The sequence below is a fragment of the Saccharopolyspora sp. NPDC003752 genome, assembly GCF_053605825.1.
In genome coordinates, this window is the sequence record NZ_JBSGJZ010000041.1 from 30,439 (window position 1) to 56,320 (window position 25,882).

Annotated in this window: 25 protein-coding genes; 14 read left to right on the top strand and 11 right to left on the bottom strand. The window is 71.0% G+C overall.

Features of this window, described 5'->3' with window-relative positions; genetic code table 11:
- Positions 1-100 precede the first annotated feature (100 nt).
- The 3 genes from ACWEV3_RS35460 to ACWEV3_RS35470 form a co-directional block, all read right to left on the bottom strand.
- On the bottom strand, positions 101-703 hold the full coding sequence (locus ACWEV3_RS35460) for a TIGR03086 family metal-binding protein (RefSeq protein WP_452618085.1): 603 nt from the start codon (positions 701-703) through the stop codon (positions 101-103).
- 205 nt (positions 704-908) lie between these two features.
- The gene (locus ACWEV3_RS35465; protein WP_452618086.1) at positions 909-1,070 is read right to left on the bottom strand and encodes a hypothetical protein; all 162 of its coding nucleotides are present in this window, start codon (positions 1,068-1,070) and stop codon (positions 909-911) included.
- A 262-nt stretch (positions 1,071-1,332) separates the two neighbouring features.
- On the bottom strand, positions 1,333-1,524 hold the full coding sequence (locus tag ACWEV3_RS35470; protein ID WP_452618087.1) for a hypothetical protein: 192 nt from the start codon (positions 1,522-1,524) through the stop codon (positions 1,333-1,335).
- 286 nt (positions 1,525-1,810) lie between these two features.
- Between ACWEV3_RS35470 and ACWEV3_RS35475 the strand changes: the two genes are divergently transcribed.
- The 4 genes from ACWEV3_RS35475 to ACWEV3_RS35490 all read left to right on the top strand — a co-directional run bounded on the left by ACWEV3_RS35475 (position 1,811) and on the right by ACWEV3_RS35490 (position 4,902).
- The gene (locus ACWEV3_RS35475; RefSeq protein WP_452618088.1) at positions 1,811-2,083 is read left to right on the top strand and encodes an FmdB family zinc ribbon protein; all 273 of its coding nucleotides are present in this window, start codon (positions 1,811-1,813) and stop codon (positions 2,081-2,083) included.
- 31 nt (positions 2,084-2,114) lie between these two features.
- Entirely contained in the window at positions 2,115-2,756 is a 642-nt protein-coding gene (locus ACWEV3_RS35480; protein ID WP_452618089.1) for an AmiS/UreI family transporter, read from the top strand.
- A 12-nt stretch (positions 2,757-2,768) separates the two neighbouring features.
- A complete protein-coding gene (fmdA, locus tag ACWEV3_RS35485; RefSeq protein ID WP_452618090.1) occupies positions 2,769-4,016 on the top strand; it encodes a formamidase in 1,248 nt (415 codons plus the stop codon).
- Between the two features lie 94 nt (positions 4,017-4,110).
- Positions 4,111-4,902 (top strand): FHA domain-containing protein, encoded by a 792-nt coding sequence (locus ACWEV3_RS35490; RefSeq protein ID WP_452618091.1) that lies wholly within the window; start codon positions 4,111-4,113, stop codon positions 4,900-4,902.
- 169 nt (positions 4,903-5,071) lie between these two features.
- On the opposite strand, the gene ACWEV3_RS35495 is transcribed toward ACWEV3_RS35490, so the two are convergent.
- Together ACWEV3_RS35495 and ACWEV3_RS35500 are read right to left on the bottom strand one after the other, a co-directional pair.
- Entirely contained in the window at positions 5,072-6,847 is a 1,776-nt protein-coding gene (locus tag ACWEV3_RS35495) for a protein kinase domain-containing protein (RefSeq protein WP_452618092.1), read from the bottom strand.
- Between the two features lie 103 nt (positions 6,848-6,950).
- Positions 6,951-7,943, bottom strand: coding sequence for an alanine racemase (locus tag ACWEV3_RS35500; protein ID WP_452618093.1), 993 nt, complete (start codon positions 7,941-7,943; stop codon positions 6,951-6,953).
- Between ACWEV3_RS35500 and ACWEV3_RS35505 the strand changes: the two genes are divergently transcribed.
- The 5 genes from ACWEV3_RS35505 (at position 7,882) to ACWEV3_RS35525 (ending at position 12,452) form a co-directional block, all read left to right on the top strand.
- On the top strand, positions 7,882-8,280 hold the full coding sequence (locus tag ACWEV3_RS35505; RefSeq protein WP_452618094.1) for an MFS transporter: 399 nt from the start codon (positions 7,882-7,884) through the stop codon (positions 8,278-8,280). The two genes, ACWEV3_RS35500 and ACWEV3_RS35505, sit on opposite strands and share 62 nt — an antisense overlap.
- Before the next feature lie 111 nt (positions 8,281-8,391).
- On the top strand, positions 8,392-8,925 hold the full coding sequence (locus ACWEV3_RS35510; protein WP_452618095.1) for a 2,4'-dihydroxyacetophenone dioxygenase family protein: 534 nt from the start codon (positions 8,392-8,394) through the stop codon (positions 8,923-8,925).
- Positions 8,926-8,936: 11 nt separating this feature from the next.
- Positions 8,937-10,166, top strand: coding sequence for an MFS transporter (locus tag ACWEV3_RS35515; RefSeq protein WP_452618096.1), 1,230 nt, complete (start codon positions 8,937-8,939; stop codon positions 10,164-10,166).
- Positions 10,163-11,161, top strand: coding sequence for a 2,3-butanediol dehydrogenase (locus ACWEV3_RS35520; protein WP_452618097.1), 999 nt, complete (start codon positions 10,163-10,165; stop codon positions 11,159-11,161). The genes ACWEV3_RS35515 and ACWEV3_RS35520 overlap by 4 nt, the downstream gene beginning before the upstream one ends.
- Positions 11,162-11,519: 358 nt before the next feature.
- Positions 11,520-12,452 carry a helix-turn-helix domain-containing protein gene (locus tag ACWEV3_RS35525; protein ID WP_452618098.1) on the top strand — a complete coding sequence of 311 codons (933 nt, stop codon included), beginning with the start codon at positions 11,520-11,522 and terminating at the stop codon, positions 12,450-12,452.
- 8 nt (positions 12,453-12,460) lie between these two features.
- On the opposite strand, the gene ACWEV3_RS35530 is transcribed toward ACWEV3_RS35525, so the two are convergent.
- The gene (locus ACWEV3_RS35530; RefSeq protein WP_452618099.1) at positions 12,461-12,730 is read right to left on the bottom strand and encodes a DUF1876 domain-containing protein; all 270 of its coding nucleotides are present in this window, start codon (positions 12,728-12,730) and stop codon (positions 12,461-12,463) included.
- A 211-nt stretch (positions 12,731-12,941) separates the two neighbouring features.
- Here ACWEV3_RS35530 and ACWEV3_RS35535 point away from each other — a divergent pair, with 211 nt between their 5' ends.
- Complete coding sequence (locus ACWEV3_RS35535) at positions 12,942-13,637, top strand: hypothetical protein (protein WP_452618100.1); 696 nt, start codon at positions 12,942-12,944, stop codon at positions 13,635-13,637.
- Between the two features lie 12 nt (positions 13,638-13,649).
- Here ACWEV3_RS35535 and ACWEV3_RS35540 read toward each other — a convergent pair whose 3' ends face one another.
- Positions 13,650-14,933, bottom strand: coding sequence for a diguanylate cyclase domain-containing protein (locus ACWEV3_RS35540; protein WP_452618101.1), 1,284 nt, complete (start codon positions 14,931-14,933; stop codon positions 13,650-13,652).
- Positions 14,934-15,418: 485 nt separating this feature from the next.
- On the opposite strand from ACWEV3_RS35540, the gene ACWEV3_RS35545 reads away from it, so the two are divergent.
- Entirely contained in the window at positions 15,419-15,862 is a 444-nt protein-coding gene (locus ACWEV3_RS35545) for a hypothetical protein (RefSeq protein ID WP_452618102.1), read from the top strand.
- Between the two features lie 228 nt (positions 15,863-16,090).
- Here the strand turns inward: ACWEV3_RS35545 and ACWEV3_RS35550 are convergent, their stop codons facing one another.
- Positions 16,091-18,847, bottom strand: a complete 2,757-nt coding sequence (locus tag ACWEV3_RS35550; RefSeq protein ID WP_452618103.1) for a helix-turn-helix transcriptional regulator — start codon at positions 18,845-18,847, stop codon at positions 16,091-16,093.
- A gap of 213 nt (positions 18,848-19,060) precedes the next feature.
- Here ACWEV3_RS35550 and ACWEV3_RS35555 point away from each other — a divergent pair, with 213 nt between their 5' ends.
- Positions 19,061-19,363 carry a hypothetical protein gene (locus tag ACWEV3_RS35555; RefSeq protein ID WP_452618104.1) on the top strand — a complete coding sequence of 101 codons (303 nt, stop codon included), beginning with the start codon at positions 19,061-19,063 and terminating at the stop codon, positions 19,361-19,363.
- 153 nt (positions 19,364-19,516) lie between these two features.
- On the opposite strand, the gene ACWEV3_RS35560 is transcribed toward ACWEV3_RS35555, so the two are convergent.
- Together ACWEV3_RS35560 and ACWEV3_RS35565 are read right to left on the bottom strand one after the other, a co-directional pair.
- The gene (locus ACWEV3_RS35560) at positions 19,517-20,335 is read right to left on the bottom strand and encodes an SDR family NAD(P)-dependent oxidoreductase (protein ID WP_452618105.1); all 819 of its coding nucleotides are present in this window, start codon (positions 20,333-20,335) and stop codon (positions 19,517-19,519) included.
- 24 nt (positions 20,336-20,359) lie between these two features.
- Entirely contained in the window at positions 20,360-21,775 is a 1,416-nt protein-coding gene (locus ACWEV3_RS35565) for a DHA2 family efflux MFS transporter permease subunit (RefSeq protein ID WP_452618106.1), read from the bottom strand.
- Between the two features lie 172 nt (positions 21,776-21,947).
- On the opposite strand from ACWEV3_RS35565, the gene ACWEV3_RS35570 reads away from it, so the two are divergent.
- Both ACWEV3_RS35570 and ACWEV3_RS35575 read left to right on the top strand, forming a co-directional pair.
- Positions 21,948-22,205 carry a cell division protein SepF gene (locus tag ACWEV3_RS35570; protein WP_452618107.1) on the top strand — a complete coding sequence of 86 codons (258 nt, stop codon included), beginning with the start codon at positions 21,948-21,950 and terminating at the stop codon, positions 22,203-22,205.
- Between the two features lie 375 nt (positions 22,206-22,580).
- Entirely contained in the window at positions 22,581-23,534 is a 954-nt protein-coding gene (locus tag ACWEV3_RS35575; RefSeq protein ID WP_452618108.1) for a class 1 isoprenoid biosynthesis enzyme, read from the top strand.
- A 133-nt stretch (positions 23,535-23,667) separates the two neighbouring features.
- Here the strand turns inward: ACWEV3_RS35575 and ACWEV3_RS35580 are convergent, their stop codons facing one another.
- Entirely contained in the window at positions 23,668-25,737 is a 2,070-nt protein-coding gene (locus ACWEV3_RS35580) for a hypothetical protein (protein WP_452618109.1), read from the bottom strand.
- Positions 25,738-25,882: the final 145 nt, after the last annotated feature.

Sequence of the window (25,882 nt, forward strand, 5' to 3'; positions counted from 1 at the left end):
ACGAAGATCACGTGCGATGTTGATCAAGGTAGCCCAGCCGGGCGTGCGGGGGAGCGGATTCTGCAAGATCGAATTCCGGATCGAATTCCGGTGGCGGAGCTCAGGGTCGGCGGCCCATCAGGCGCAGCATCCGCTGCTGGCGGGTCTCGTCGGCGGGAGCCGCCGCGGCCGCCGCGAAGTAGCTGTGCGTGCTGCCCGGGTCGAGCGGCCCCTCGGCGACGCCGGTGTAGAGCCACTCGAAGTTGTCGTCGACCCACTCGACCAGCGACGGGTCCAGTTCCTCCGGGCCGCCGGTGGCGCGGGCGAGGTCCCAGCTGTGCACGACGGTGTCGGCGATGAGCAGGCCGAGCAGTTTGCGGCCGTCGACCGGTCCGAACGGGTAGTCCACGACCCGGTCCAGCGCCCCGGGCTCGCCGAAGGCGGCGAGGCAGTTCGCCGCGGCGGCGTCGAACGATCCGGCAGGGTCGTCGCCGAGCGCGTCCTGCTCGCGGATCACCAGGAACTGGGCGCTGTCGCCGCCGTGCAGCAGCAGCCGGTAGATCGCGTTCGCCTGCACCAGGTGGCTCACCAGCGCGCGCACGTCCCATTCGGCGCAGGGGGTCGGATCGGCCCACTGGCCGGGCTCGATCGACCGCACCCGGCGTGCGAAGTCCGCGTTGGTGCGGCGGAGGTGGGCGAACGGCACGTCGTCGGAAGCACGCATGAGTCGATCATGGTGGCGCCGCCGGCCCGTGTCCGGCGGGAATCGGCCCCGGTACTTCCAGAGTCCTGTGTGGACTACGAGGGTCGTCCCGGCACAGCAGTAGCTCCCGCCTCGATGAAGACGGGAGCTACCGGAAATGCTGGACTGGTCTATCGGGTTGGATGTGGTTGCTGGTTGGAAGAGGTGTCAGGACGTCAAAGCCGGCTCAGCGCCAGCCGCCCCAACGGCCCCAGCCGCCCCAGCCACCCCAGCGGCCCCAGCCGCCCCAACCACCCCAGCCCCAGCCCCAACCCCAGCCCCAGCCCCAGCCCCAGCCGTGGCCCCAGCCCCAGCCGTGACGGTTGCTGAAGATTGTGCTGATCTGCATGGTGATCCCTCGTTAAGTGCCGCACCGGGCCTTTCCGGGGAGTGCGAAAAGCCCACCGGAACTCCCGGTGCTTTTCCTGTCGACCCCGGCGACGTGAGTACGTCGTCGGATTCACCGGCTTTTTGCCGGTACTACTCACGGTATTGCCGGTAAATCGCCGGTAAAGAGGGTCTTTCGCCCCGAGTTCGATCCGTAGCCGATCAGTCACTCTGCGCATGCGGGTCGTGTCGGCGATCACCTGGAGTGCACAGTGGACGGACCGTCAGGAGTGGACCGGCGAGCCGGCGGCAGGTTCGGCGACGGGAACCGAGGGGCGCGCGGTGACCACGACCGGGCCGCCGCAGTTCCAGCATTCCGGCTCGTTCTCGGGCGCGGAACGGCCGGCGACGTCGCAGCCGGGGCACAGCCAGGCGGTCAGGATGATGTGACCGCGGGGATCGTGTCGGGGACGCATGGGCAGCCACCACTCTGATCGTGTCGGGTGCCGCCTGCATGCTGTGACCGCTCCGACGGATGCTCACTCTGTTGGGCGGAAATTATTGGGTAGGCGGGCACGCGCAGTCAACAGTGCCGCGCGCCACGCCGAAGCAGACCGGAGCCGCGTCGCCGCAGATCATGCCGCCCTTGACAGCGCACGGCACCGGGAGTCTCCTCGGTTCTGGGCCGCTGGTTCGCGATTTTCCGGCCGGCGGTCGCAGCGGGATCGCATCGGTCTCAGGTCTTCGGGGGAAGGGCCGGCCATGGCGACTTACGAGTACGACTGCCCTCGGTGCGGTCGCTTCGAGACGCACCAGCCGATGGGGACGGCCTCGGCTTCGCACCAGTGCCTCCACTGCGGGCGACCGGCCCGCAGGATCTTCTCCGCACCGCACCTCGCCACCGTGCCCGCGCGGCTCGCCGCCGCGCTCGACCGGGCGGAGCGGAGCGGCGCGGAACCGGAGGTGGTCACCGAGGTGCCCCGCCGGAAGCCGCCCGAGCCGCATCCGTCGCTGTCCCGGCTCCCGCGCCCCTGACCGGGCCCAGGCGCCAGCGGAGGTGTCATCGGTGGCATACGTGGGATTGCTGTACGTCGGCGCCGTGCTGTTCCTCAACGGCGTCATGCTGTTGGGCAAGGCCGACCCGAAGGCGATCGGCGTGTTCAACCTCTTCGTCGGGGCGCTCCAGGTGATCACCCCGACGATCCTGATCGCGGTGAACCTCGGGGACCCGGTCACGGTCCTCAGCGCGTCGGGCATCTACCTGTTCGGCTTCACCTACCTGTACGTGGGGATCGGGCTGCTCGGTGACTTCGACACGAGCGGCGTCGGCTGGTTCTCGCTGTTCGTCGCCATCATGGCGCTCGGCTACTCGTTCGCGAACTTCCGGCTGCTCGGGGACAGCCCGTTCGGCGTGATCTGGCTGTACTGGTCGTTCCTGTGGCTGCTGTTCTTCCTGTTGCTGGGCCTCAAGATGGAGCGGCTCACCCGCTACACCGGCTGGGTCGCCGCGATCGAGGGCTGGGTGACCGCCGCGATCCCGTCGTTCCTGATCATGACCGGTTACTGGCGGAACCCGAACGCCATCGCGACGGCGCTGGTGATCTTCGGCGTCGTCGTCTTCGTCGCGCTGTGGTTGTTCACCACCGGCGTGTGGTCGGTCCGGGGCGTCCGGACGTTGTCCGCGCCCCACCGTCCGGCACATCAGTGAGGAGGATTTCCCATGCCAGAAGTGGTTTTCAGCGTCGACCAGTCGAAGTCGATGCGGGAGCAGGCGGTGCCGGGGCACAACCGCTGGCACCCGGACGTCCCGTCGGCCGTGATGGTCCGGCCCGGCCAGGAGTTCCGCGTCGAATGCCGGGAGTGGACCGACGCGCAGCTCGGCAACAACGACTCCGCCAACGACGTCCGGGACGTCGACCTGAACCAGACGCACATGCTCAGCGGCCCCATCGGCGTCGAGGGTGCCGAACCCGGCGACCTGCTGATCGTCGACATCCTGGACCTCGGGCCGGTGCCGCAGGAGACCGGCGAGGCCCCGGGGCAGGGCTGGGGCTACACGGGCGTGTTCGCCAAGGTCAACGGCGGCGGCTTCCTGACCGACTACTTCCCGGACGCCTACAAGGCGATCTGGGACTTCCACGGGCAGCAGTGCACCTCGCGGCACCTGCCGGGCATCCGCTACACCGGCATCACCCACCCCGGCCTGATGGGCACCGCGCCATCGGCCGATCTGCTGGCCAAGTGGAACCGGCGGGAGCAGGCGCTCATCGACACCGACCCGGACCGCGTGCCACCGCTGGCCCTGCCGCCGACCGAGCCCGGGGCGCTGGCCGGTCAGGCGGACGGCAGCGAGGCGCAGCGGATCGCCCGAGAGGGCGCCCGGACGGTTCCGGCCCGGGAGAACGGAGGAAACCAGGACATCAAGAACTTCACCCGCGGGTCGCGGGTCTTCTACCCGGTCTTCGTCGAGGGCGCGAAGCTGTCCATGGGCGACCTGCACTTCAGCCAGGGCGACGGCGAGATCACCTTCTGCGGTGCGATCGAGATGGGCGGCTTCATCGACCTGCACGTCGACCTGATCAAGGGCGGCATGGACAAGTTCGGCATCACCACCAACCCGGTGTTCATGCCGGGCAACGTCGAACCGCGGTACTCGGAGTTCCTGTCGTTCTCCGGGGTTTCGGTGGACCACGACACGGACACCAACCACTACATGGACGCCACCGTCGCCTACCGGCGCGCCTGCCTCAACGGCGTCGAGTACCTCAAGAAGTGGGGCTACACCGGCGAACAGGCGTACCTGCTGCTCGGTTCGGCGCCCGTCGAGGGGCGGATCAGCGGCATCGTCGACATCCCCAACGCCTGCTGCACGCTCTACGTCCCGGCGGCGATCTTCGACTTCGACGTGCGGCCCACCGCGGCCGGGCCCGCGCGCGAGGATCGCGGCCAGTGCGCCGTCACGTCCTGAGCACCGGTGCGGCCTCGCGGGGCCGCACCGGTTCCGGGAGGGCTCCCGGCCGGCCGTGGAATGCTGCGGGTGCGTTCGAGGAAGCGGAGGTGGCATGCGCGAGAACCTGCAGGTGGCCGGGGGGAGTCCGCTCGCGGCCGGGCACGGCAGCCTGGCGTTCGGGGTGCCCGGGTCGGCACCGGGCACGATCTTCGCGTTGTCGGTCACCGGGGGCATCACGGTCCGGCCGCGGGAGGGGCGGACGATCGTGTTCGGCCGCAACCGGCCGGAGGTGCACGTCTGCGTCGGGGAGAACGACCGGCGGATCAGCCGCCACCACGGGCTGCTGACCCACCACCTGGACCACTGGTGGGTGCACAACACGGGTCGCCTCCCGGTCCGGTTCCCCGGCTCCCGGCTGCTGTTCGCCGACGACGAGCCGGTCCCGCTCACCACCGGGTACACGCCGCTGTTCCTGAGCGGCTCGAGCGGTCGAGAGCACCTGCTGGAGCTGTACGTGGCGGGGCCGGACGGGCAGCCGCCCGCGTCGAAGCACAGCGACCCGACGCAGCCACCGAGGACGTGGAAGCTCTCGCCGACCGAGAAGCTCCTCCTGGTCGTCCTGGGTCAGCGCTACCTGATGCACGAGGCCTACCCGCAGCCGCTGTCCTGGCGGCAGGCCGCCGAGCACCTCGCCGAGCTGCAACCGGATGCCGGGTGGACGGCGAAGCGGGTGGAGCACGACGTCGTCGACGTCCGCACCAGGCTGTCGAAGGGCGGCGTGCCCGGGCTGACCCGCGACGAGGTCGGCGAGCCGGTCGGGAACACCTTGAACCACAACCTCATCCGCGAACTGATGGAGAGCACAACGCTGGTGCCGCCGGACCTCCGGGTCCTCGACGCATGACCCGCAGGGCCCGTCTCCACGCTCGTCGTGCGCGGCGGTGCGGGTGGCGGCCCGCCGCGCGAGTTCCAGCCACCGCCCGGACTCAGTCCTCCGCAATTTCCATTGAAATCGAAGGTTCGATTTCAATGGAAATTGCGGACCTCCGATGCGCGCCGCATCTCGGGGAGGGTCAGGCGGGGAGGCTTGCGGCGGCCGGTTCGGCGAGGGCGGTGGCCAGCCGGCAGAGCTCTTCGGTGGGTTGCGGGCCCATCACGACGACGAGCAGCCGCTCGACCAGCCGGCCGTCCTCGCCGCGGTACTCGCGGTGGACGATGCCGACCTGGCACGACTCCTCGCCGTAGCCCTCGGGCTCGACGAACGCCTGGTGGCCACCGAAGCGGACGGGCCGCCCGTCTTCGGCGGTGGGCGGCTGGTGCCGGTCGAAGATGAGCCGGAGCGTGGCCGGTCCGGTGGTGCTGTTCCACCGGCAGCTCCAGCCGCCGAAGCCCGGCTCCGGGCGGATCGCGTCGACACCGGGGAAGCGGGCGAGCGCGTCGCCGTCGAGGAGGCCGCAGGCGTCGACGTTGATCAGCGAAGCGGGATTCGGCGCGGGCCGGCGCGGAACCTCGCCCCGGCCGAGCACCCCGGCCGCGGTCGTGGCCGCCGCCTCGGCCATGCCGCACAGATCAGACCTGCCCTCGCCGAGCTGGTCCGCGGTGATCACGATCCGGGTTCGCTGGTCGGGCATCGGCAGGATCCGGGCGCATTCGTCGCTTTCCTGCGGCTCCCGCACGATGTCCAGCGCGCCGATCTTCTCGATCCGGCCTTCCGGCGGCCCGTCGGCGGCGGAGAGCAGCACCTCGACGTCCACCTCGCCGTCGCCGGAATCCACGATGACGTCGCACCGGTTGAAGTTGCCGTACTCGGCGTTCAGGTCGGTTTCGCCGAACCGGGCGAGCGCCACCGGGTCGAGCAGAGCGCAGGGGTCGGCCGTGCGGGGCTCGCCGATCGGTGACACCGTCGTCGGCGCACCGGCCCGGTCCGCCGCAGGGAGATCCGCCGACGTGGACGGAAAACCGGTCGCCACCACGGCACCGGCCGCCAGCACGCCGACGACGGCCGCGGACACCGCGACCACGCGACCGCGCCGCCGCTTCTCGACCGGCACGTCGGTGGCGAGGTTCTCCAGCATCGTCCTGGCTTCCGCCGCGCTCGGCCGCTTCGCCGGATTGACCCGCAACAGCTGGGCGAGCACCGGGGTGAGCGGCCCGGCCTGGGTGGGCGCGGCGACCTTGCCCGCCGCAGCCTGCCGCAGCAGCACGAACGGATTGCCGGATTCGCCGAACGGCGTCACGCCCTCGATCGCGGCGAACAGGGTGGCGCCGAGCGAGAAGACGTCCGAGGCCGCGGTGGGGTCCGCGCCGTTGGCCACCTCGGGGGCGACGAAACCCGGTGTGCCGGAGAGCAGGCCGGTCTCGGTGAGGGTCACGTCGGCGTGCACGGCGCGCGAGATGCCGAAGTCGCCGAGCTTGGCGATGTCGTCGGCGGTGACGAGCACGTTCCCGGGCTTGATGTCGCGGTGCAGGATTCCTGTGGCGTGCACCGCGGCCAGGCCGGCGGCCAGCTGCGCCCCGAGCCTGGCCACCCGCGCGGGCGGCAGCACGCGGTGGTGGGCCAGGTCCGGCGCGGGGAGGTATTCCATGACCAGCAGCCATTCGCCGCCCTCGTCCACCACGTCGTGCAACGTGACGACGTTCGGGTGGTTCACCTTCGCCAGGATCTTGCCCTCGGTGCGCAGCCGCCGGATCCGCTCGGCGCCGCGCTCGCTGTCCCGCGAGACGGCGTGCTTGATCGCGACGTCCCGGCCCAGTTCCTCGTCGACGGCGCGCCAGACCGTCCCGCCGCCGCCGGAACCGATCTGCTCCGCCAACCGATACCGGCCGCTGATCAACTGACCGATCCGCACCGCCACTCCGATCCACGAGCCGCGCCAGCCTCGGACGAGGTGGCGCAAACCCTATTGCACGGCGAACCGCGGGCGGGTCCGGTCCGGGAAAATCGCGAACGCGTCACCAGCCGCGCAGGTCGACGGGCCAGGTGTCGACGACCTCGTCGCCGTCGACGACGTGGATGCGCTCGTGCAGCGCGATGGTCGGGTCGACGTGCGCGGGCAGCACCCGGACCCGGTCGCCGATCCGGGCCGGGGTTTCCGGGGTGAAGGTCAGGTGCTCGTCGGAGCAGAAGTGCACGCGCGCGCCCGGAATCGCGGGATTGCCGTGGTCCATGCCGAGCGCCTTGAGCCCGACGTCGGCCACGACCCACTTCGGGGACGCCGAGATGACGGTGCCGAGGACGGTCAGGGCCTGCCGGAACGGCAGGCCGAGCTCGGCGTATGCGGTGTCCATCAGGGCGTAGGAGCCGGCCTGGATCTCGGTGGCCCAGGTGTTCACCGCGTACGTCCCGGTGCCGCCCGCGCTGACGAGATCGCCGCCGACATCCTCGTGCGCGGCCAGCAGCAGCGCCATGCTCTCGGCCGCGCGCTCGGCGCGTTCCGCCGGATCCTTGCGGAGCATGAGATGGCCCTCGTACCCCATTACCCCGCGAACGGAAAGTCCTTTGCTGCGGGCGAGATCGGCGAGCTCGCCCGCAGCGGAGGGATCGATGCCGCAGCGCGGCAGGCCGACGTTGACGTCGACGACCACCTCGCGGACGCCGCCGGACGCGGCGGCTTCGACGGTTTCCGGCGAGTCCACGGCAAGCGTCACCCGGGCGCCGCCGCGCACCACCGCGCCGAGGCGCCGGGTGTCGAGAACTTCGTTGGCCAGCAACAGGTCTTCGCCGAGCCCGGCGACGGCCATGCCCTCGACCTCGCGCACGGTGGCGCAGGTGAAGCCGCGATGCCCGATGTCCGCCTGGCGCTGGGCGAGCGCGGTCGTCTTGTGCGCCTTGACGTGCGGGCGAAGCCGGGCCCCGGGCAGCGCCTCGGCCATCGTCCGCAGGTTGGCGTCGAGCAGCGCGGCGTCGACGACGAGCGCAGGGGTCTGCAGGTCCAAGAGGTGCAACGTCGTCTCCCCCGCCGGTACCGGTCTTCCCGCCCGGATCATACGGTTCCGCCGACGGCGTTCCCCGTCATCGGGACGAGGCGGGCCAAGCAGTGCAACGCGGAGGCTGTTCCCGACCGAGGTCCGCGCGACGGCGGTCGGGCTGTGCACCGGGATCAGCCGGATCGGCGCGGCCGTGGGCAACTTCGCGACGCCGTGGGCGCTGGCCAACCTCGGCATCGGCGCGACGATGTGGATCGCCACCGGCATCGCACTGGTCGGCGCCGTGATCGGGGTGTTCATGGCGCCGGAGACCAAGGGCGTGGAGCTCGGCGTCGCCGGGGTGCTGCAGCGCTGACGCAGCCGATGTCCGGATCGGGCAAGGGCATGTCCGCGAGCGGGAAGACCGGGTGCTGCCGGGGGCGGTTCACTGCCGGGGTAACCCAGCGCCGACCGCGGAGGAACGGACATGCCCGACGAACCCACCTCGGAGTTCTGGAAGGACCTCAAGCCGATCGAGAACTCGGTCAAGCCCGACGCGCAGCCCGAGGTGTACCTGTCGCAGGTCGCCACCGATGACGACCGCTACTACGCGCCGTTCTCCGAGACCGTGGGATCGCGGCCGCTGTGGATCAACGTGAAGGACAACTCGTGGTCGGACGTCCTGCGCGCCAAGCGGGCGGGCCTGGTCAACCGCCACTACCACCCGCACGAGGTGTTCGCCTACACGATCTCCGGGAAGTGGGGCTACCTGGAGCGCCCGTGGACGGCCTCGGCCGGTGACTTCGTCTACGAGGCGCCGGGGGAGGGGCACACGCTCGTCGCCTACGAGAGCGAGGAGCCGATGAAGGCGCTGTTCATCGTCAAGGGCCCGCTGATCTGGCTCGACGAGAACGGCGACACCGCCGGCTACTTCGACGTGCACGACTACATCGACCTGGTGCGCAAGCACTACGACGCCGTGGGCATCGGGGCGGACTACGTCAACTCGCTGTTCCGCTGACGGGGCCCGCGATGAACCCGGCCCGCCGCTACGAGAACCTGCTGCTGCTGATCCTGTTCCTGTCGTTCGGTTTCGTCTTCTTCGACCGGCAGGCGCTGTCCTTCCTCGCCCCGATGATCGGCGAGGGCTTCCCGTTGTCGAACACCCAGCTCGGCATCCTCTCCGGGGTGCTGGCGCTGACCTGGGCGCTGTCCGGGATGGTGGTGGGGCGGCTGACCGACCGCATCGGCCGCCGGAAGACGGTGCTGATCGTCGCGATCCTGCTGTTCTCCGCGTTCTCCGCCGCGTCGGGGCTGATGACCGGGTTCGCCGGGCTGCTCGTCGCCCGGGCGCTGATGGGCATCGCCGAGGGCGCGGTGCTGCCGATGGCGCAGTCGTTGATGGTAGAAGCGTCGCAGGAACACCGGCGGGGCCTGAACATGGGTCTGGTGCAGGGATCCTCGGCGGGCCTGCTCGGCGGCATCCTGGCCCCGGTCGTGGTGGTGTGGGTGGCCGAGGAGTTCGGCTGGCGCACGGCGTTCCTGCTCACGATCGTGCCCGGGCTCCTGCTGGCGGCGTGGGTCGCCAAGGCGGTGCGCGAGATGCCGCCCGGCGCGCGTCCCGTCGCCGCACCCGCCGAGCGCGGCCCGCGGGTGCCGCTGCGGCAGGTGCTCGGGGAGCGCAACATCGTGCTGTGCATGGTGATCGCGGCCTGCTACCTGACCTGGTTCGTCGTGATCATCACCTTCGCCCCGACCTACCTGGCCGACGGGAAGGGGTTCCCGCCCGGCACCATGAGCGCGGTGATGGCCTGCTTCGGCGTCGCCTGGGTGCTGTGGGGCTTCGTCACGCCGGCCGTGTCCGACCGGATCGGGCGGCGGCCCACGATGATCGCGTTCACGGCGGTGGCGGTGCTCTGCCCGATCGCCGTGGTGAACGTGGCGAGCCCGCTCGCGCTCGGTGCGGTCGTCATCGTCAGCTACACCGGCCTCGGCTGCTTCACGCTGTTCATGGCGACGATCCCGGCCGAGACGGTGCCCACCGGGGCGCTGGCGACGGCGCTGGGGCTGGTCATGGGCGTCGGCGAGCTGTGCGGCGGGTTCCTCGGGCCGCTGGTCGCCGGGTGGGCGTCGGACACCTGGGGCCTGCAGGCCGCGATGTTCATCGCCGCGGGAGCTGCTGCGGTCGTGGTGGTCCTGTCGTTCTTCCTGCGGGAAACGGCGCCGCTGGTGCTGCGCCGCAAGGAGGTGGTGGCCGCATGAGAGCGGCGGTTTTCCACGGGCCGGGCGACATCCGGGTGTCCGATGTGGATGCTCGACCGCCGGGCGCGGAGGAGGTGACCATCGAGGTGGCCTACTGCGGGATCTGCGGGAGCGACCGCCACGAGTACGTCGACGGCCCGCACGCGATCCCGGTGGGCGCGCCCCACCCCGAATCCGGCGTGACGGCGCCGCTGGTCATGGGCCACGAGTTCTGCGGGACCGTGACCGAGCTCGGGCGCGGCGTCGGCGGCCTGGCGGTCGGCGATCGGGTCGCGGTCGAACCGAACTACCGGTGCGGGAAGTGCGCCCGGTGCCGGGCGGGCGAGTACAACATCTGCGCGCACTTCGGCTTCGCCGGCCTGATGGGCCACGGCGGGCTCGCCGAGCGCGCCACGATCCCGGCGTACATGGCGCACGTGCTGCCGCCGGAGGTGAGCCTGGAGCAGGCCGCGGTGTTCGAACCGGCATCGGTCGCGCTGCACGCGCTGCGGCGGTCGGCGGCGACTCCCGCCGACGCGATCGCCGTCGTCGGGCTGGGCCCGATCGGCCTGCTCATCACGCTGCTCGCCCGGCAGCACGGCCTGTCGCGGATCGTCGGCGTCGACCCGAACCCGGCCCGGCGGGAGCTGGCCGCCGAGCTGGGCGCGTCCGAGGTCGCCGCCGGTTTCGCGGGCGAACCGGTGGACATCGCCTTCGAGGCGGTCGGCATCCAGTCCACATTGGACGCATGTCTGGCCGCGACCAGGCCCGGCGGGCGGGTCCTGTTCGCCGGGCTGGGCGGGGAACTCCGGTTCGACGCGCTGGACCTGGTGAACAACGAGCGGTCGCTGATCGCCGCGGTCGGCTACCGGGACACCTTCCCGGAGCTGATCCGGCTGGCCGCCGGCGGCGTGGACTTCACGCGGATCGTCACCGCGACGATCCCGCTGGAAGACGTCGTCGAGCGCGGCTTCCGGGCGGGCGCGGAGCAGGTCAAGGTGGTGGTGCGGCCGTGACGGTGGTCTCGCCCGCGGCGGGTACGTCACCGGCGCGGTGCTGCCGGTCGACGGCGGCTATCTCGCCGCTTGAGCGGCGCCCGCGCGGGGGCAGGTCGTACTTTGTAAGCGGCGGTAGCCGCTTGCGGTGCGGGACTCGGCTTGCACCGCCGCGGGTTCACGGTGCCCACTCCCCTGGAGTTCTCCCTGCGAGGACAGCCCCGACGTGGTGAATTGGTCATTCATGATGTCGGGGATCCCACAGCGAGGGGGCAGCGGTGATTCCCGCAGGGGGGGCCGCCACTCGCACCGCTGCGCGGACCAATTTCAAAATATTCGCTAACCTGCGCCCGCTGGGGGCTGACGAGCGGAGGCCGCAATGACGCGTACCGTGTCGCTGATCTCGCGAGTGTCCACCGACGCCGTCGCGCCCGCGGACCGGGTCGGTTTCTGGGAGGACCACAACCGGCGCGCCCTGGTGGGGCTGACCTGCTCGCCGTACTCCGAGCGGGGCCTGCTGGCGACCCAGACCAACGTGCGCTTCGGTGAGTTGCGGCTCGCGGACATCGAGGGCAACGAGCACGTGATCGAGCGGACCCCGGCGGCCTGCCGGGCGCTGCCGAAGGATTCGGTGTTCGCCAGCCTCGTGCTCGCCGGGGAAGCCGTTTTCTACCACGGTCAGGGCTGCCTCGCGCTGCGGGCGGGCGACCTCGCGCTCTACGACACGCGGCGCTCCTACCTCTTCGGGTTCGCCGCGCCGATGCGTCAGCTCCTGGTGGACGTCCCGCGCGAGGTGTTCACCACCCGCTGCCTGCCGGAAGGTGTTGCCAGGCCGAGGCGTTTCGGATCCGGCACGCCGCGCACCGCCGCCCTGCTGGACACCCTGCGCGCGCTGCTGACGAGGGTGGCGAAGCAGCGCACCGGCGACGCGGCCGGGAGCGACGACGCGGTGCTCGACCTGCTCCGCGCGCTGGCCACCGACGGCGCGGCACCAGCGCCGCTGGTGGTGGCGAAGGATTTCGCGGAGCGGAACCTGCCGGACCCGGGCCTGACGCCGGGCCGGATAGCGGCGGCGGCCGGGATGTCGGTGCGCCACCTGGGACGGCTGTTCGCCGCGGAAGGCGATTCCCCGGCGCGCTACCTGCAACGCCGGAGGCTCGAAAGAGCGCGCCGCGAACTGGCGGACCCGGCGGCCCGCCACCGAACGATCGCGGACATCGCGCACCGCTGGGGATTCGCCAGCCACGCGCACTTCACCAGGGTCTTCCAGACCGAATTCGGCCATCCCCCAAGCGAAACCCGTCCCACCTGACGCCGGACTCAGGTGTGGAGGTGGGCCGGGTGGCCCGTCATCCGCTCGACTTCGTCTTCCGCCGTTCTCAGCAGGCGGCGGGCCAGGTCGAACAGCGCTCGCGCCGCCGCTAGTTCGTCGCCGATCTCCGGCACGCTGCGGTCCTGCGGGTTTCGCCGTGCCGAGCCCTTGCCGTGGAGTTCCCCGGCCGCCGGTGCTCGCAGGCGCGCTTCGGCGTGCGTGTGGTCGATGTCCTCGTCGAAGTAGACGTCGACCGTCCAGTGCTTCGTCGCGGCCATTGCTGTTCGCCTCCAACACCGCAGCATCGTTGAGGCATCGCGCGGGTTGCCAGAGCCCATTGGCACCGCTTCGCGGGCCGTGCATCGCCGCCGTCGTCGCGGAACGGCGTGCCGGTTTTTCCCGGCCCGGTGGCCGGGGTGCGTCGTGTTGGGTTCACGTCGTTGCCGGGGTAACCCGGTGGCTTGCGGAATCCGAGCGGAGGAGGCTGCGATGAACGAGCGGGCATGGGAGCGCGCGGGGGCGGCGAGTGGTCTGGTGGCGGCGGTGTTGCTGCTGGCCAGCTTGTTCCTCAACCCGACCGCCCCGACCGGGGACGAGCCGGTCCTGACCTTCTTCTACGTCGCCGGGAACCGGGCCACGGTGGTGCTGGCCGCGTTGCTGGCGACGCTGGCGGCGGTGGTGTTCTTGTGGTTCGTCGGGCACCTGAGGCACCTGTTGCAGCGCGCCGAAGGCGGTGCGGAGGCGTTCTCGCCGGTGGTGTTCGCCGCCGGGGTGGTGCTGTCGGCGATGACGATGCTGAGCATGCTCCCGGTGACCGCGCTGGCGTCGATGAGCCGGGACATCTCGACCGCGAGCGGGTCGGCGGTGTTCGTGCTCTCCGAGCTGCACCGGCTCGCGCTCGGGCCGCTCGGGCTGCTGGTCGCGCTGTTCGCCGCGACCACCGGCGCCGCGATGGTGCGCCGCGAGGTGCTCGGGCCCTGGGTCGGCTGGTTCGGGTTCGCGGTGGCCGCGATCGGGCTGATCGCCGGGGTCACCGCCTTCTACGCGACCGGCCCGTTCGTCACGATCGCGGCCATGGTCACCGGCATCGTGTTCGCGGTGTGGATCGGTGACGCCGCGGTGCTGATGCTGTACCGGCCGGAGGTCGACCGCGTCGAGGTGCCGGGCACGGCGTTCGCGCACTGACCGCCGAACGCGTCAGCCGCCCGCCCGGGGCCGGGTGGGCGGCTCGTTCCTGGCCTGGCAGTGCGGGCAGTGCGCGGTCGCCTCCGCGACCGCGCGCATGTCGTGCTTGCGCCGGTACATGTCCCGGTCGGCTTCGTGCAGCAGCGCGTTCGGACGGGTCGCCGGGTCGGTCGTGGTGGCCAGCCCGACGCTGGCCCGGATCCGCAGGAGGCCGTGCGGCGTGTCGCATTCGGCCCGGAGGCGCCGGGCGACTCGGTCGCGGAACTCCGCGGCGGCCCGGGCATCGGGAACCCGGCTGACGACGGCGAATTCGTCGCCGCCGATCCGGCACACGGTGTCGGTCGGGCCCGCCGCGTTGAGCAGTTCGTCGGCGGCGGTCATGAGGAGCCGGTCGCCCGCGGAGTGCCCGTAGGTGTCGTTGACGGGCTTCAGCTCGTCGAGGTCGGCGACGAGCACGGCGACCACGCCGCCGTCCCGTTCGAGGTCCGCGAGGACGTGCGCCAGGCGGTCGTCGAGCAGGGCGCGGTTGGCCAGCCCGGTCAGCGGGTCGTGCAGCGCCAGGTGGGCGAGGTGGACGTCGGAGGAGCCGCGCTCGCCGAGCTCCTCGCACTGGCTGACCAGGTACGCGGGCTGGTCGTCGGCGCCGGGGACCACGCTGGTCCGGATCAGCACCCAGATCGGATGGCCGTTCTTGTGCCGGTAGCGCTTCTTCAGGCTGACCGTGTTCAGCCGGCCCTCCGCCAGGTCCGCCAGCGCAGCTGCCGAGTGCTCGTGGTCCTGCGCGTAGGTGACGTCGAAGATGCGCATTTCGAGCATTTCGCGCCTGCTGTACCCGAGCAGTCCGCACCACGCCTCGTTGACGTCGGTCCAGCGGCCGTCGTGGTCCAGCAGCGCCATGCCGGTGGGGGCGTTGGCGAACACGCGGCTCCACCGGGTTTCGATCTCCGGGCGGTCTTCGACCTCGTGGAACTGCGAGAGGAACAGCCCCGGCTCGCCGCCGCCGTCGTGGATCGGCGACGTGCATTGGAGCAGCCGCACGGTGCCGCCGTCGGAACGCCTGAATCGCCGTTCGGCCGTTCCTGCTCCGGTGGTGCTTCGCGGATCGGCCTCAGCTGCGGTGAAGTCGTCGAGCGGGTGCCCGGCGAGGCCGGTCCGGTCGTATCCGAGCGCGCGGCAGAGCGCGTCGTTGGCGTGCACGCAGCGGCCGCTCGCGTCGAGCAGCGCCATCGGGGTAGCGGCGCTGTCGAGCAGCGGCAGCCATTGCTCGGCCGGTTCGAGATCGGGGGTGGCTCGCATCAGGCTTCCGGGGAGGAGTTCTGCCGGTGTGCGGCTTCTGGACGGTAGCTGCGCGCATACCCGGCGAACTCGGGGGCACCTCCGCTCCCCGGGCCGCCGAGGGGGCGTCCGATGCCTGACGGCCCGGGGAACGGGGTGATTCGGTTGGCCTGTCGGGGACGAGCGGAACGGGACATACCGGCCTCGAACGTCGGGGGACGGGGACGATGCCGTCCACCTTGCGCGAGAATCGCGGACCCTGCGGCGTTGTAATTACCGACTTCCATACCTAAATTCACGCCCGAGCCGATGCGCACGCGCAGTCGCGGTTCTTTCAACCGCAAGACGGGCAACAGGGGCCCCGCCGGGAACTTCCGCCACCAACCGGACGGCCTGCGGATTTACGCTGGACGGGCTCGCACCGTCGAAACAGCCGGGCCGGTAATGGTTTTCCGAATGCTAGCGCATTTTCCGGCCCGGTGCCGAATTTCTCGTGGGGGTCGGCAATGCTGATCGAAGTGAGCGGAAAAAGGGTCATCGGCAGGAAATCCGGAAGAACGAGGCGTGTTCTGCTGGGCGTGCTGCTCGGCGTGCTCGCACTGGTGGCGACCGTCTGCACCAGTGCGTCGGCCGCCGCGGCACCGCCGGCGCCGGCCGGACCGGTGGGCGGCGGATCGCACCTGGTGATCGTCAAGATGGTCGACTTCCGGCTGTTGCAGCCGGCCTTCCTGCCGCCGGGGCGCTACACGTTCCGGGCCATCAACGAGGGGCGCGCGCCGCACGCCCTGCAGATCAGCGGACCCGGCGTCGCGAACGCGCGCACGCCGGTGGTGCAGGCGGGCCAGGCCGCCGACCTCACCGTGGATCTGCGTCGCGGGCTCTACGACTTCTGGTGCCCGGTCGGCAACCACCGGCAGATGGGGATGCAGCTGAACGTCTTCGTCGGATGAACCGGCCCGGCCCGGGTTCCGCGCGGCGGACCCGGGCCGGTCACCGTTGAGGAGCGGTGGTGGTGCGGGCGGCGGAACCTCACCGTCCGCCTGGACTGCGGGAGCCGTGACAGGCGTCGCGGCTGTCCTCGCCGGGGGAACTCCAGCGGAGTGGGCACCCGTGAACCCGCGGCGGTGCGAGCTGAGTCCCACACCGCATGCGGCTGACGACGCATCCTGAAAGAACCGCTAAGTGCGCGAATCCGCTAGCGCGGCGCTGGAGAGGACCCGGCGGAGTTCCCGGCGCGAACCGATGGCGAGCTTGGTGAACACCTTGCGCAGGTGCCATTCCACGGTGCGCGGGCTGAGGAACAGCTGGGCGCCGATCTCCGGGTTGGTGTGACCATCGCGGGCCAGCCGGGCGATCTGCGCCTCCTGGGCCGTGAGCACGACCAGCGTCTGCGGCGTGGCCCGGTGCACGGTTTCACCGGTGGCCAGGAGTTCCCGGCGGGCGCGTTCGGCGAACGCCTCGGTTCCGATGCGGCCGAACATCTCGTGCGCGGTGCGCAGCTGTTCGCGCGCCTCCAAGCGCCGGTTCTCCCGGCGCAGCCATTCGCCGTGCAGCAGGTGGGTCCTGGCGAGGTGCACGGCGGCTCGGCTGCGGGCCAGCCGCTCGACGGCCTCGCGGTAGAGCTCCTCGGCCGCCTCACCCGTGCTCAGCAACGCCAGCGACCGAGCCTCGATCCCGGCGGCCCAGTTCGTTCCGCAAGCTCTCGTTCGCTCGTGGAGCCGCCGGAAAGCGTCCTCGGCGACCTCGCGCCGGCCGCTTCGCACGCCCGCCTCGACCAGTTCGCCCAGCGCCCACCAGTAGACGCTCAGCTGGTCGTTCCGGCAGGCCCGCTCGGCGGCGGCGACCGCCGTCTCGTACTTGCCGAGGCCGTTGCCCAGCACCGCGGTCGCGTAGTCGGCCATCGTGATCGCCCGCCCCTCGCCCCGGGCGTCCGCATCCCGCGCGCTGGTCTCGATCAGCTCCAGCGCCTGGGCTTCGCGGCCGCGGGTCGCGGCGAGCGTCATCGCGGCGTACCGGTGCGGCGCGTTGCCGGACGTCTGGGCGATCGCATCGGCCTCGTCGAGCATCTCCGACGCCACGTCGAGCTCGCCGGCGTGCACGTGCTCCCCGGCGCGGTAGCTGAGCGCGGTGGCGAGCGTGGTGAGCGCGCCCGTGTCGCGCGCCCGGCGGAGGCCGCGGGCGGCGAGCTCGCGCCACGCCTCGTCGTCGCCCAGGTCGGTCGCGACGCGGCAGGCCAGCCCGATCCAGCGGGCGTCGTCGGCCCCCGTGCCGCTGCGGCGGAACGCCCGCACCGCGCGCTGGAGCGTCGGAACGCCGGAGGCGAAGCCGCCGGTGAACCGCGCGGCCAGCCCGTCCAGCAGGAGGTCTATCGGCCGCTGCGGTGCGCGCCGGGCGGCTTCGGTCGCCCGCAGCGCCTCGTTGAAGTTGCCGACGCGACCCGTGAAGATCGCTGCTTCGAGCGCTTCGAGGTACGTTTCGCGCGACAGCGCGACGTCGAGCGGTTCGAGGCGTTCGGCGGCTCGCAGCAGCAGCGGCGGGGCGTCGCGGCCCCGGTTCACGGCGAGCGCGATCTCGGCGTGCAACAGGTCGGCCCTGGCGTGCTGGAGCTCGTCGAGCGGTGCTGCTTCGGCGATGGCCAGCAGTCCCAGCGAAGCATCGGGCGCGCCGGCATCCAGCTTCTGCTGGGCGGCCGCCAGGGCGCGCGCACCCCGGCGCGCCGGATCGGGCGTCAGCTCGGTCGCTTTCGCGAGGAATGCGGCCGCCGCCGCGATCCCGCCCCGGCAATGCGCCCGGTCGGCCGACTGTTCCAGTTCGCCGGCCACCACCTCGTCCGGGCCGTGGGCCGCGCGAGCGCGGTGCCAGGCGCGCCGATCGGGATCCACCTCCGGGTCGGTGGCCTCGCCCAGCGCGCGGTGCACCCGCTGGCGCTCGTCCGGCGACGCCGTCCGGTAGACCACGGAGCGCACCACCGGATGCCGGAACCGCACACGGCCGCCGATCTCGATCAACCCGGCGGCCTCGGCCGGGCCGGCCGCGCCGGCCGGCAGCCCGAGCCCGGCGACGGCCCGCCAGAGCAGGCCGGCGTCGCCCGACGGGTCGGCCGCGGCGGTCAGCAGCAACCGCTGGGTATCGCCGGGCACCGCCCGGATCCGGCGGGTGAAGCACTGTTCGAGGCAGCCGGAAACGGGCCCGGGGTTGGGCAGCCCGAACCCGCCGGCGAGCTCGGCCGGGGTGAACACGCGCGGCAACTCCAGCAGCGCCAGCGGGTTTCCGCGGGTCTCCGCGATGATCCGGTCCCGCACCTGCTCGTCGAGCCGGCCGTGCATCACCGAGGCCAGCAGCTGGGCGGCGTCAGCGGAACCGAGGCCGCTGACGGAGAGCTCCGGGAGGTCGGCCAGGTCGTGGTCGTCGTTGGGCTCGCGCACGGCGAACACCACCGCGACCGGCTCGGCCAGCAGGCGGCGCGCCGCGAACGACATGGCCTGCACCGAGGCCCGGTCGAGCCACTGCGCGTCGTCGACGAGGCAGACCAGCGGCCGCTCCGCGGCGGCTTCCGAAAGCAGCGTCAGGACGGCCAGGCCCACCATGAAGCGATCCGGGGCGCCGCCCTCGTGCAGGCCGAACGCGACGCGCAGCGCGTCCCGCTGCGGCTCCGGGAGCCGGTCCAGGCGGTCGAGCATCGGCGCGCACAACTGGTGCAGACCGGCGAAGGCGAGTTCCATTTCGGACTCCACGCCCACGACGTGGGCGAGGCGACAACCCGACGCGCGCTCTCGGACGTAATCCAGCAACGCCGTCTTGCCGGCACCGGGCTCGCCGCGGAGCACCAGCGCGGAACTCTGCCCAGTCCGGACTCTCGCCAACAGGCGATCCAGCAACTCGCACTCGCGGTTCCGGCCACGCAGCCCGGCCCCAGCACGGCCGGAGATAGCCATATTCCGATGGTAGGGGCGGCGACCCCTCGATTGGCAACTCCGCCGGGCACCCGCGGAAAAGCGGGTGCGGCCAGGGAGCGGGCCCGGGTGTTCCACTGGCGCATTCGGTGCGCCGGCGGAGAAAACTCTTTGGTGTCCGGGGGTTTCGAAGCCGCGAGCACGGCGGAGAAGTACGGGCAAGGGACTAAAGTAACTGAACCAGGGGAAATCTCCATGCGCACAGCGGTTGGGGCGTTGGCCGGGCTGGCTTTGGTCGCGCCTTTGGCACTGGGAATCGCCGATGTCGGAACGGCTGCCGCGAGCGGCGCGTCGAGCGTCGCGGCCGCGGCGCAACCGGCCTCGACAGCGGGGCACTTCCACGCCGAGAAGGACAAGGACAAGGACAAGAAGAGCAAGGGGGGCAACACCAGGGGCGAGACCGACAGCAGTGAGGGGAGCACCAGCAGCACCAGCAGTCGGAGCAGCAGCTCAGGCACCTCCGGGCAGAACACGCTCCCGGTCGCGGTCACCAGGTGACCCTGGCTACTCACAGTTCCACCGGTGTCCGCGTTTCGGCGCACCACCAGCAGGGCCGAACGCAGGGATCACGGCACTCGGTCCGGGCCGCCCGGCCGAACAGGTGCGCTGCCGAGGGGAAGCGCATTCGGCCGGGCGTGCCGCGGGGCGGTGTCACCCGGATCCGAGCAGTTGCTCCGTGATGGCTGCGAGGCAGGCCGCTTCGGCGGGGGAGAACAGGTCGTTCCGGATGCCGATCCTGGCGTGCGTGCCGAACGCGCTGAGCGGCTCGGCGGGCGGGGCGTCGAGGAGCCCGACGATCGGTGGCACCACTTCGGTCGCCGGTTTCGCCGTGGCCTTCTGCTGTTCGACGAACCGGGCCGTCGGCGCGTCGAACTCGCCCGCGAAGCTCGTCGACGTCGGTCCCGGCTGGAACAGCACGTACCGCACGGGCCCGTCGCCGTGGCGCCGCGCGAAGTCGACGCCGAGCAGGTCGTTGTAGCGCCCCGTCGCGAACATCGCCCGCACGCCGTCGTAGTTCTCGTTCTGCAGATCGGCCCAGTCGATCGGGATGTCCTGGCCGGGGCCGGCGACGTTGACGATGACCGGGCGGTCGCCCTTCGCCAGCGCGCCGATCATGCCGTGGCTCAACAGGAACCGGCTCAGGTAGAAGAGCGCGAAGTTGTGCTCGAACCCTTCCGGCGTCACCTTCCGGCGCGTCTGGAAGAAGCGCGCGCACAGCACGAGCCCGTCGATCTCCGGGTGTTCTTCGGTCAGTTCGCGGATGATCCGCCGGTTCTCGGCCACGGAGCCGAGATCAGCCCGCGCGAACGAGGCGGTTCCGGGTGAATCGGCTGCCTCGCGGAGCAGGCGGTCGCCCTTGCGCGGATCGGTGCCGATCACCACGGCGTGGTCGCCGCGGGAGAACAGCGCGCGCGCCACGGCGGCACCGATTCCGCCCGTGCCGCCGGTGATCACGAATGTCCTGGTCAAGGTCGTCTCCAGTGGATGGGTTGGTCACGCGTGTCCGGCGACGGGTGCGGTTTCGGTCATCGGGGCGGCCGGTGCGGGGCGCCCGGGCAGGATCCTGGCCGCGGCGGAGATGGCCACGCCGGCGCCCACCAGCCACCAGAAGGTCGTGCGGAACGCCGCCTCCGGCGGCGCGGAGACCGTCGCGCTCTGCAGCACCAGGGTCAGCAGCGTGATCCCGAGGGCGCCGCCGATCTGGTGCACGATGAACAGCGCTCCGGTCGCGCGGGAGGCCGCGGCGGGCGGCACGGTCCGGTAGACCGAACCCATGGTCGCGGACGCGACGACGCCGAGCCCGAACCCGACGACGATCAGCCCGAGCGTGGCGACGACGCCGTTGAATCCCAGCGCGTAGGGCAGGAATCCCGGGACGAGGAGCAGGCCGCCGGCCGTGGCCGGCAGGCGGGCCCCGGTCCGGTCGGAGAGCCTCCCGGCCGTCGGTTGCGCGACGACGGCGCCGAGCCCGAACGGGGCGAGCAGCAGGCCCGCCGCCATCACGCCCTGCCCGCCGACCTGCTGGAAGTGCAGCGGGAGCAGGAAGACCGTCCCGAACATGATCGCGCCGATCAGGAAAAGCACGGACACGCTGGCTGCGAAGCCGCCGCTGCGGAACAGCCGCAGGTCGATCAGCGGTTCGCGCCGGGTGGTCAGCGCGTGGGCGGCGTAGCCGGCGAAGAGCAGGGCGCCGAGGGCACCGGCGATCAGCACCGGGGCCGTGACGCCCTCGACGGCGTTCGCCAGCGAGTACATCAGCGCGGCGAAGCCGGGCGGCAGCAGCAGCACGCCGAGGACGTCCAGGCGCTTGGCCGCTTCGCCGGTGGTCGCGTCGTCGGCCGGCATCAGGCGAACGGCGAGCACGATCGCCAGGACCCCGACCGGGACCTTGACCAGGAAGATCCACTGCCAGGGCAGCGCCTGCAGCAGCAGGCCGCCGAGGACGGGGCCGATCACCGGTCCCATCGTCATCGGGGCCGCGGCGAGGCCGAGCACCCGGCCGACGCGCTGCTGACCGGCCGCGCGGGCGAGCGTGGCGAGCATGACCGGTTCGAGCAGGCCGCCGCCGAAGCCGGTCAGCAGCCGCGTCGCGATCAGGCTCGGCGCGTCCCAGGCCAGGCAGGAGGCGACCGATCCGAGCACGAAGACCGACAGCCCGGCGAGCCACGTGCGGCGGGCGCCGAACCGGTCGATCGCCCAGCCGGACAGCGGCGCGGTGACCGAGACGGCGAGCAGGTAGGCGGTGGTCACCCACTGGATCGCGGCCAGCGTCGAGCCGAATTCGCGGACCAGCGTGTCGATTCCGACGCCGGTCATGGTCGTGTCCAGCAGGGCGAGGAACGCGCCGAGGGTCATGGTGACCAGCAACTTGCGGAGCGCGGAATCCAGTGGTTCTGAGCGAGCAGCCATGTCCGTTCCCAAGTGGTATCTAAAATTGAACTTGAGAGTTCAATTTAGCGATCAAGTGAGTACATGTGCAATGGGGGTGGCTGCGATCCGGGCGCGGGTTCCCGCGAGGCGGGACGGGGCGGCTCAGCCGGCTTCCAGTTGACTTTGCCGCCCGGCCGACGAGACTGGTGACGTGGTCAAGACGCTGCACCCGCAGAACTACGGCGACGCCTACGACGTCGGTGATTACTTCCGCAAGGGCGTGCCGGTGGTGATGGACCTGACGAGCCTGCCCAAGGCGGAAGCGGTGCGGCTCGTCGACTTCGCCGCGGGCATGGTCGTCGGGCGCGGCGGCTCCATGGACCGGGTCGCGCCGCGGGTCTTCCTGCTGACCCCGCCGGGAGTCTCGGCCGAGGACACCCAACCGGAACCGGCAAGAGCCCCGTCCTGACGCGGCCGGAGCGGGAAAACCCGTGAGCGATTCGGGGCATCGGGGCACCCCAAAGCACTCACGGGGCCCAGGGCTCACCACTCATGATCTCGACGCGCAGAGCTGTTCGTGTCGGTCCGACTCAGGGGTTCTTTTAGGATGCGGCGTCAGCCGCATGCGGTGCGGGACTCAGCTCGCACCGCCGCGGGTTCTCAGCGTTCGTCTGGCGAGGACAGCCGCGACGCCGTGTATTGGTCATACATAAGTCACGGCTCCCGCAGTCCAGGCGGACGCTGAGGTTCCGCCACCCGCACCGCCACACAAGCCATTCTGCAACCAATCCTTATACCGTTGTGGCGTCTCGACTTCGCTCGCATCGACTACTCGAATCGACGCATGGACAGCGGACAGTGGCGGGATCTCCTCGCTCTCGGGCGGTCGGTCGAACTCGCCGGTGCCGTGCCGTCGATTGGGCGCCGTGCCGTCGAGTACGTGGCCACGTACGAGCGAGTGGTCGCTCCGATCGTCGAGTCGACGCTGGGCCGTTCGGGCCCTCGCCGGTACCTGGACAGTTCGATGTGCGAGGTGTGCGCCAAGCTGTGCTTCCTGGTCTCCGGCTACGCGGCCATCGCGGATGTGCCCTTTCGCGCGGATCTCGCAGTGCTCGGCGGCGCGGCCGCCAGGGTGTACGACGACCTCGTCGACGAGTACGGCGGCGGCGACGATCTGTTCGAGCGGCTTTCGACGCTGTTCGGCGGCGGCGCGTTCGCACCGGCCAACGCCATCGAACGGCTGTTGTTCGCCCTGTACCTGGAGTTGGAACGGCGGCTCGGCCGGAGTCGCGACGATCCCATCAACTTCGCGCTGGCCGCATTGCACGAAGCGCAGGTCAGGTCGCAGCGCCAGCGTGACTCCACGATCCCGTCGTCGGTCCTGGCGGAGATCACGCGGGCCAAGGGCGGACACGCGATGGTGGTGATATTCGCGTTGCAGCGGCCGGCGATGGGAATCCGGGAACTGGAACTCGTGCGGGAACTGGGCGGGACACTGCAATTCCTCGACGACTACGTGGACGTCGCGGCCGACCGGAAGATCGGGATCACCACTTCGGCGACGAGAGGAGAGCTGTCACTCGCCCACATTTGTCGACGGCTGCGACGGCTGCGTCCCGCGCTGTGCGACTTCTACGGCCGGTCCCAACCGCTTTGCGGTGTCATCTACGCCGGTTTGTGGGGATCTTTCCTACGACGCCGTTGGCCGAGCCGGCTCGCTGCGGGGACTCCGGCGAGAATGCTGGTATTCCTGGCTCGAAAATGGGTGCGGGTACGACGAACCGGGGCTGACAGGTGACGTCGACCGGAGGGTGGTGGATCTCGTGCACGGCAGCGTCTTCTCCGAGCAGGGTCCGCCGCGCCCGGACCTGCCCGTGCCGCTGCCGCCGACCGGTGGGGTCGCGGCGGCTATGCGGTTGCGCGGGCCTGCGTTACGAAATGCTGCCCTCAGGCATGGCTGTTGGGTGGACCGGTCGCGCGGCCAGCCGAGCCTGCAACACCGCGTGCCGAAACTGGTAGTGCGGACCGACCTGACGCAGTACGCCGAGTCGATGAGCGTCCGCGAGGAAGGACATGAGCCGCAGCGGCGTTCGGCCGCGCAGCGCCAGCCAGAGCCGGGCGACGAGGAAAGCGCCGCAAGCACTCGTGGACTGCATGACGAGACCGAGCCCGCAGGCACCGATCAATCCGCCGACCGCCGCGCCGACCAGGCCGACGAGCGCGGGGTCGTCGATCGGGATGATCAGTCCTCGGTCGGCCGCGCCGAAAACGCCGCCCATCAACGCCCCGACCAGGGCTCCGACCACGGCACCGAGCCCCGCTGCGTAGAGCACCGCGAGTTCGTCGTCGCGCAGCGTCCGGGCCGGGGTGACGGCCTCGCGCGACTCGGTCGGCTCGGTGAACCGGCGGACCAGGCCGAATGCGAGCCCGAAGACCAACCCGATCACCACCCCGAAACCAGCGCCCCAGAGCACACCGACGACGATCCCGCCGACCAGCGCGCCGATCACACCGAACCCGAGGTCGCGAGCGAGTTCGCGCCGGCGCAGTGGCCGCGGTACGAACCGCCGAGGGTTCTCCGCGCGGACGAAGCTCAGCCCGACCCCGCAGATCACACCGACCGCGAGCCCGAGCAGTGCTCCGAAGCCAGGGCGGCCGAACAGACCGAAGAACAACCAGCCCAACAACGTGCACGACGAGCCGCCGGTCAACGCGCCTGCGCTGGGCCACACCGGTTTCGGCACCAGCTCGTGGAGGCGCCACCAGGCGATCTCTCGTCCGCCGCTGCGGGCGAGGAAAACCAGCCACCGCTCTGCTTTCGCTGGATCCCAACGTCGCGCCGGGTGCGCGGGATTCGACAACGGAGAGGGCGGCCGCGTCGTGAAAGCGTGTTGGGTGAACACATCCAGCAGGCGTTCTTCGATTTGGCGCGCGTCGGGAAGTGCGAGCAGTTCCGCAGGATCGGTGCCGGGATGGGCGTACGCGGTTCGGGCCAGGAAGAGCATCAGCGGGGTACGCAGTGCCTCGACGATCGGCTCGTCGCGCCCCTCGGTGAGTTCGGCCAATACGGGATCCCAGCGATCGATGCCGGCATCGGGTGCTGCTTCGAGCAGGTAGCCGGCAGCGGTCTCAGCGGCTATCGGCAACAGCTGCGCTACCAACGCATCGCGCACGATCCCGGTCGTGTTCGCCGAGTGGAACTCGTCGCTGCGGCAGGTCAGCACAACCGGCTCGGCGTTGCGCGCGTCCAACTCGATGGCCCGCAACGCGGTGGCCCGGTCACCGGCGGCCATTTCGTCAAGACCGTCGAGCACCGGCAGGATTCGGTGCTGTGCGAGCAGATCCCGCACGGCAGTGGCGCCAAAGCGCGCCTCGTTGCCGAGGAACGGGTAGTCGTCGAGGATGTTGCGGATCAGCCAGGCGTGCAGGTTCTCCGACGGATCCCACGAGGAGATCTGGAGCGGCACGGGTACCTGGGGCGGAGCGGGCCGGCGCAGCAGTTCCAGGGTCAGCAACAGGCACAAGGCCGTCTTCCCGGCGCCCGGCTCGCCGATCACTACGAGGCGGCGCGGATCGTCGGCGTAGGAAGCGATGAGCTGAGCCAGGTCTCCCGCATCCACGCCGCCCCTGGCCTGCCATCGGATCGGCAGGGATCCCGCATCCTCGAGCAGTCGCTGGTCGGCCTCGGCCTCCCGCTGCGTGCGCACTTCCCAGGCCAACGCCTCGGCGGCGCGGTCCACCTGTTCCGGAGTGCTCGGCTCCATCAGTTTCGAGCGCAACCGCCAGGCGGCAACGGCCTGCGCCACTGCAGCCGCGCCGGAAACGATGGTCAGCAGGGTCGTCGCGACGGCAGCGCCGTACTGAACCCACATGATCGTGAGTCCGAGTACCAGCGCGGCCCACAATGCGATGCGTCCCAACGCTCCTTTTCGCGACACTCGATCATTAAACCGAACCCGGCCGCTCGCGAACAGGAACGACCGCAGGGCCGTTGGAGGCAACGCAAAACACCCTCCGGCCGAGACCTCGGACGTCGTTGCGCCGGGCTCCCGCTAGTGCCGTATCAGTCAGGGTTCACCCTGTTTGATCGCGACGCGCCGTTGTTGGTGCCGCAGAGATTGGTGTGATCGTTTCAAACTGTGGATC

Excerpts from the sequence above, each read along its gene's own strand:
- ACWEV3_RS35470 (WP_452618087.1), bottom strand. The coding sequence starts at position 1,524 with ATGCGTCCCCGACACGATCCCCGCGGTCACATCATCCTGACCGCCTGG.
- ACWEV3_RS35460 (WP_452618085.1), bottom strand. The coding sequence starts at position 703 with ATGCGTGCTTCCGACGACGTGCCGTTCGCCCACCTCCGCCGCACCAAC.
- ACWEV3_RS35575 (WP_452618108.1), top strand. The coding sequence starts at position 22,581 with ATGGACAGCGGACAGTGGCGGGATCTCCTCGCTCTCGGGCGGTCGGTC.
- ACWEV3_RS35525 (WP_452618098.1), top strand. The coding sequence starts at position 11,520 with ATGACGCGTACCGTGTCGCTGATCTCGCGAGTGTCCACCGACGCCGTC.
- ACWEV3_RS35530 (WP_452618099.1), bottom strand. The coding sequence starts at position 12,730 with ATGGCCGCGACGAAGCACTGGACGGTCGACGTCTACTTCGACGAGGAC.
- ACWEV3_RS35475 (WP_452618088.1), top strand. The coding sequence starts at position 1,811 with ATGGCGACTTACGAGTACGACTGCCCTCGGTGCGGTCGCTTCGAGACG.
- ACWEV3_RS35520 (WP_452618097.1), top strand. The coding sequence starts at position 10,163 with ATGAGAGCGGCGGTTTTCCACGGGCCGGGCGACATCCGGGTGTCCGAT.
- ACWEV3_RS35515 (WP_452618096.1), top strand. The coding sequence starts at position 8,937 with ATGAACCCGGCCCGCCGCTACGAGAACCTGCTGCTGCTGATCCTGTTC.
- ACWEV3_RS35510 (WP_452618095.1), top strand. The coding sequence starts at position 8,392 with ATGCCCGACGAACCCACCTCGGAGTTCTGGAAGGACCTCAAGCCGATC.
- ACWEV3_RS35555 (WP_452618104.1), top strand. The coding sequence starts at position 19,061 with ATGCGCACAGCGGTTGGGGCGTTGGCCGGGCTGGCTTTGGTCGCGCCT.
- fmdA (WP_452618090.1), top strand. The coding sequence starts at position 2,769 with ATGCCAGAAGTGGTTTTCAGCGTCGACCAGTCGAAGTCGATGCGGGAG.
- ACWEV3_RS35490 (WP_452618091.1), top strand. The coding sequence starts at position 4,111 with ATGCGCGAGAACCTGCAGGTGGCCGGGGGGAGTCCGCTCGCGGCCGGG.
- ACWEV3_RS35540 (WP_452618101.1), bottom strand. The coding sequence starts at position 14,933 with ATGCGAGCCACCCCCGATCTCGAACCGGCCGAGCAATGGCTGCCGCTG.
- ACWEV3_RS35565 (WP_452618106.1), bottom strand. The coding sequence starts at position 21,775 with ATGGCTGCTCGCTCAGAACCACTGGATTCCGCGCTCCGCAAGTTGCTG.
- ACWEV3_RS35465 (WP_452618086.1), bottom strand. The coding sequence starts at position 1,070 with ATGCAGATCAGCACAATCTTCAGCAACCGTCACGGCTGGGGCTGGGGC.
- ACWEV3_RS35535 (WP_452618100.1), top strand. The coding sequence starts at position 12,942 with ATGAACGAGCGGGCATGGGAGCGCGCGGGGGCGGCGAGTGGTCTGGTG.
- ACWEV3_RS35550 (WP_452618103.1), bottom strand. The coding sequence starts at position 18,847 with ATGGCTATCTCCGGCCGTGCTGGGGCCGGGCTGCGTGGCCGGAACCGC.
- ACWEV3_RS35545 (WP_452618102.1), top strand. The coding sequence starts at position 15,419 with ATGCTGATCGAAGTGAGCGGAAAAAGGGTCATCGGCAGGAAATCCGGA.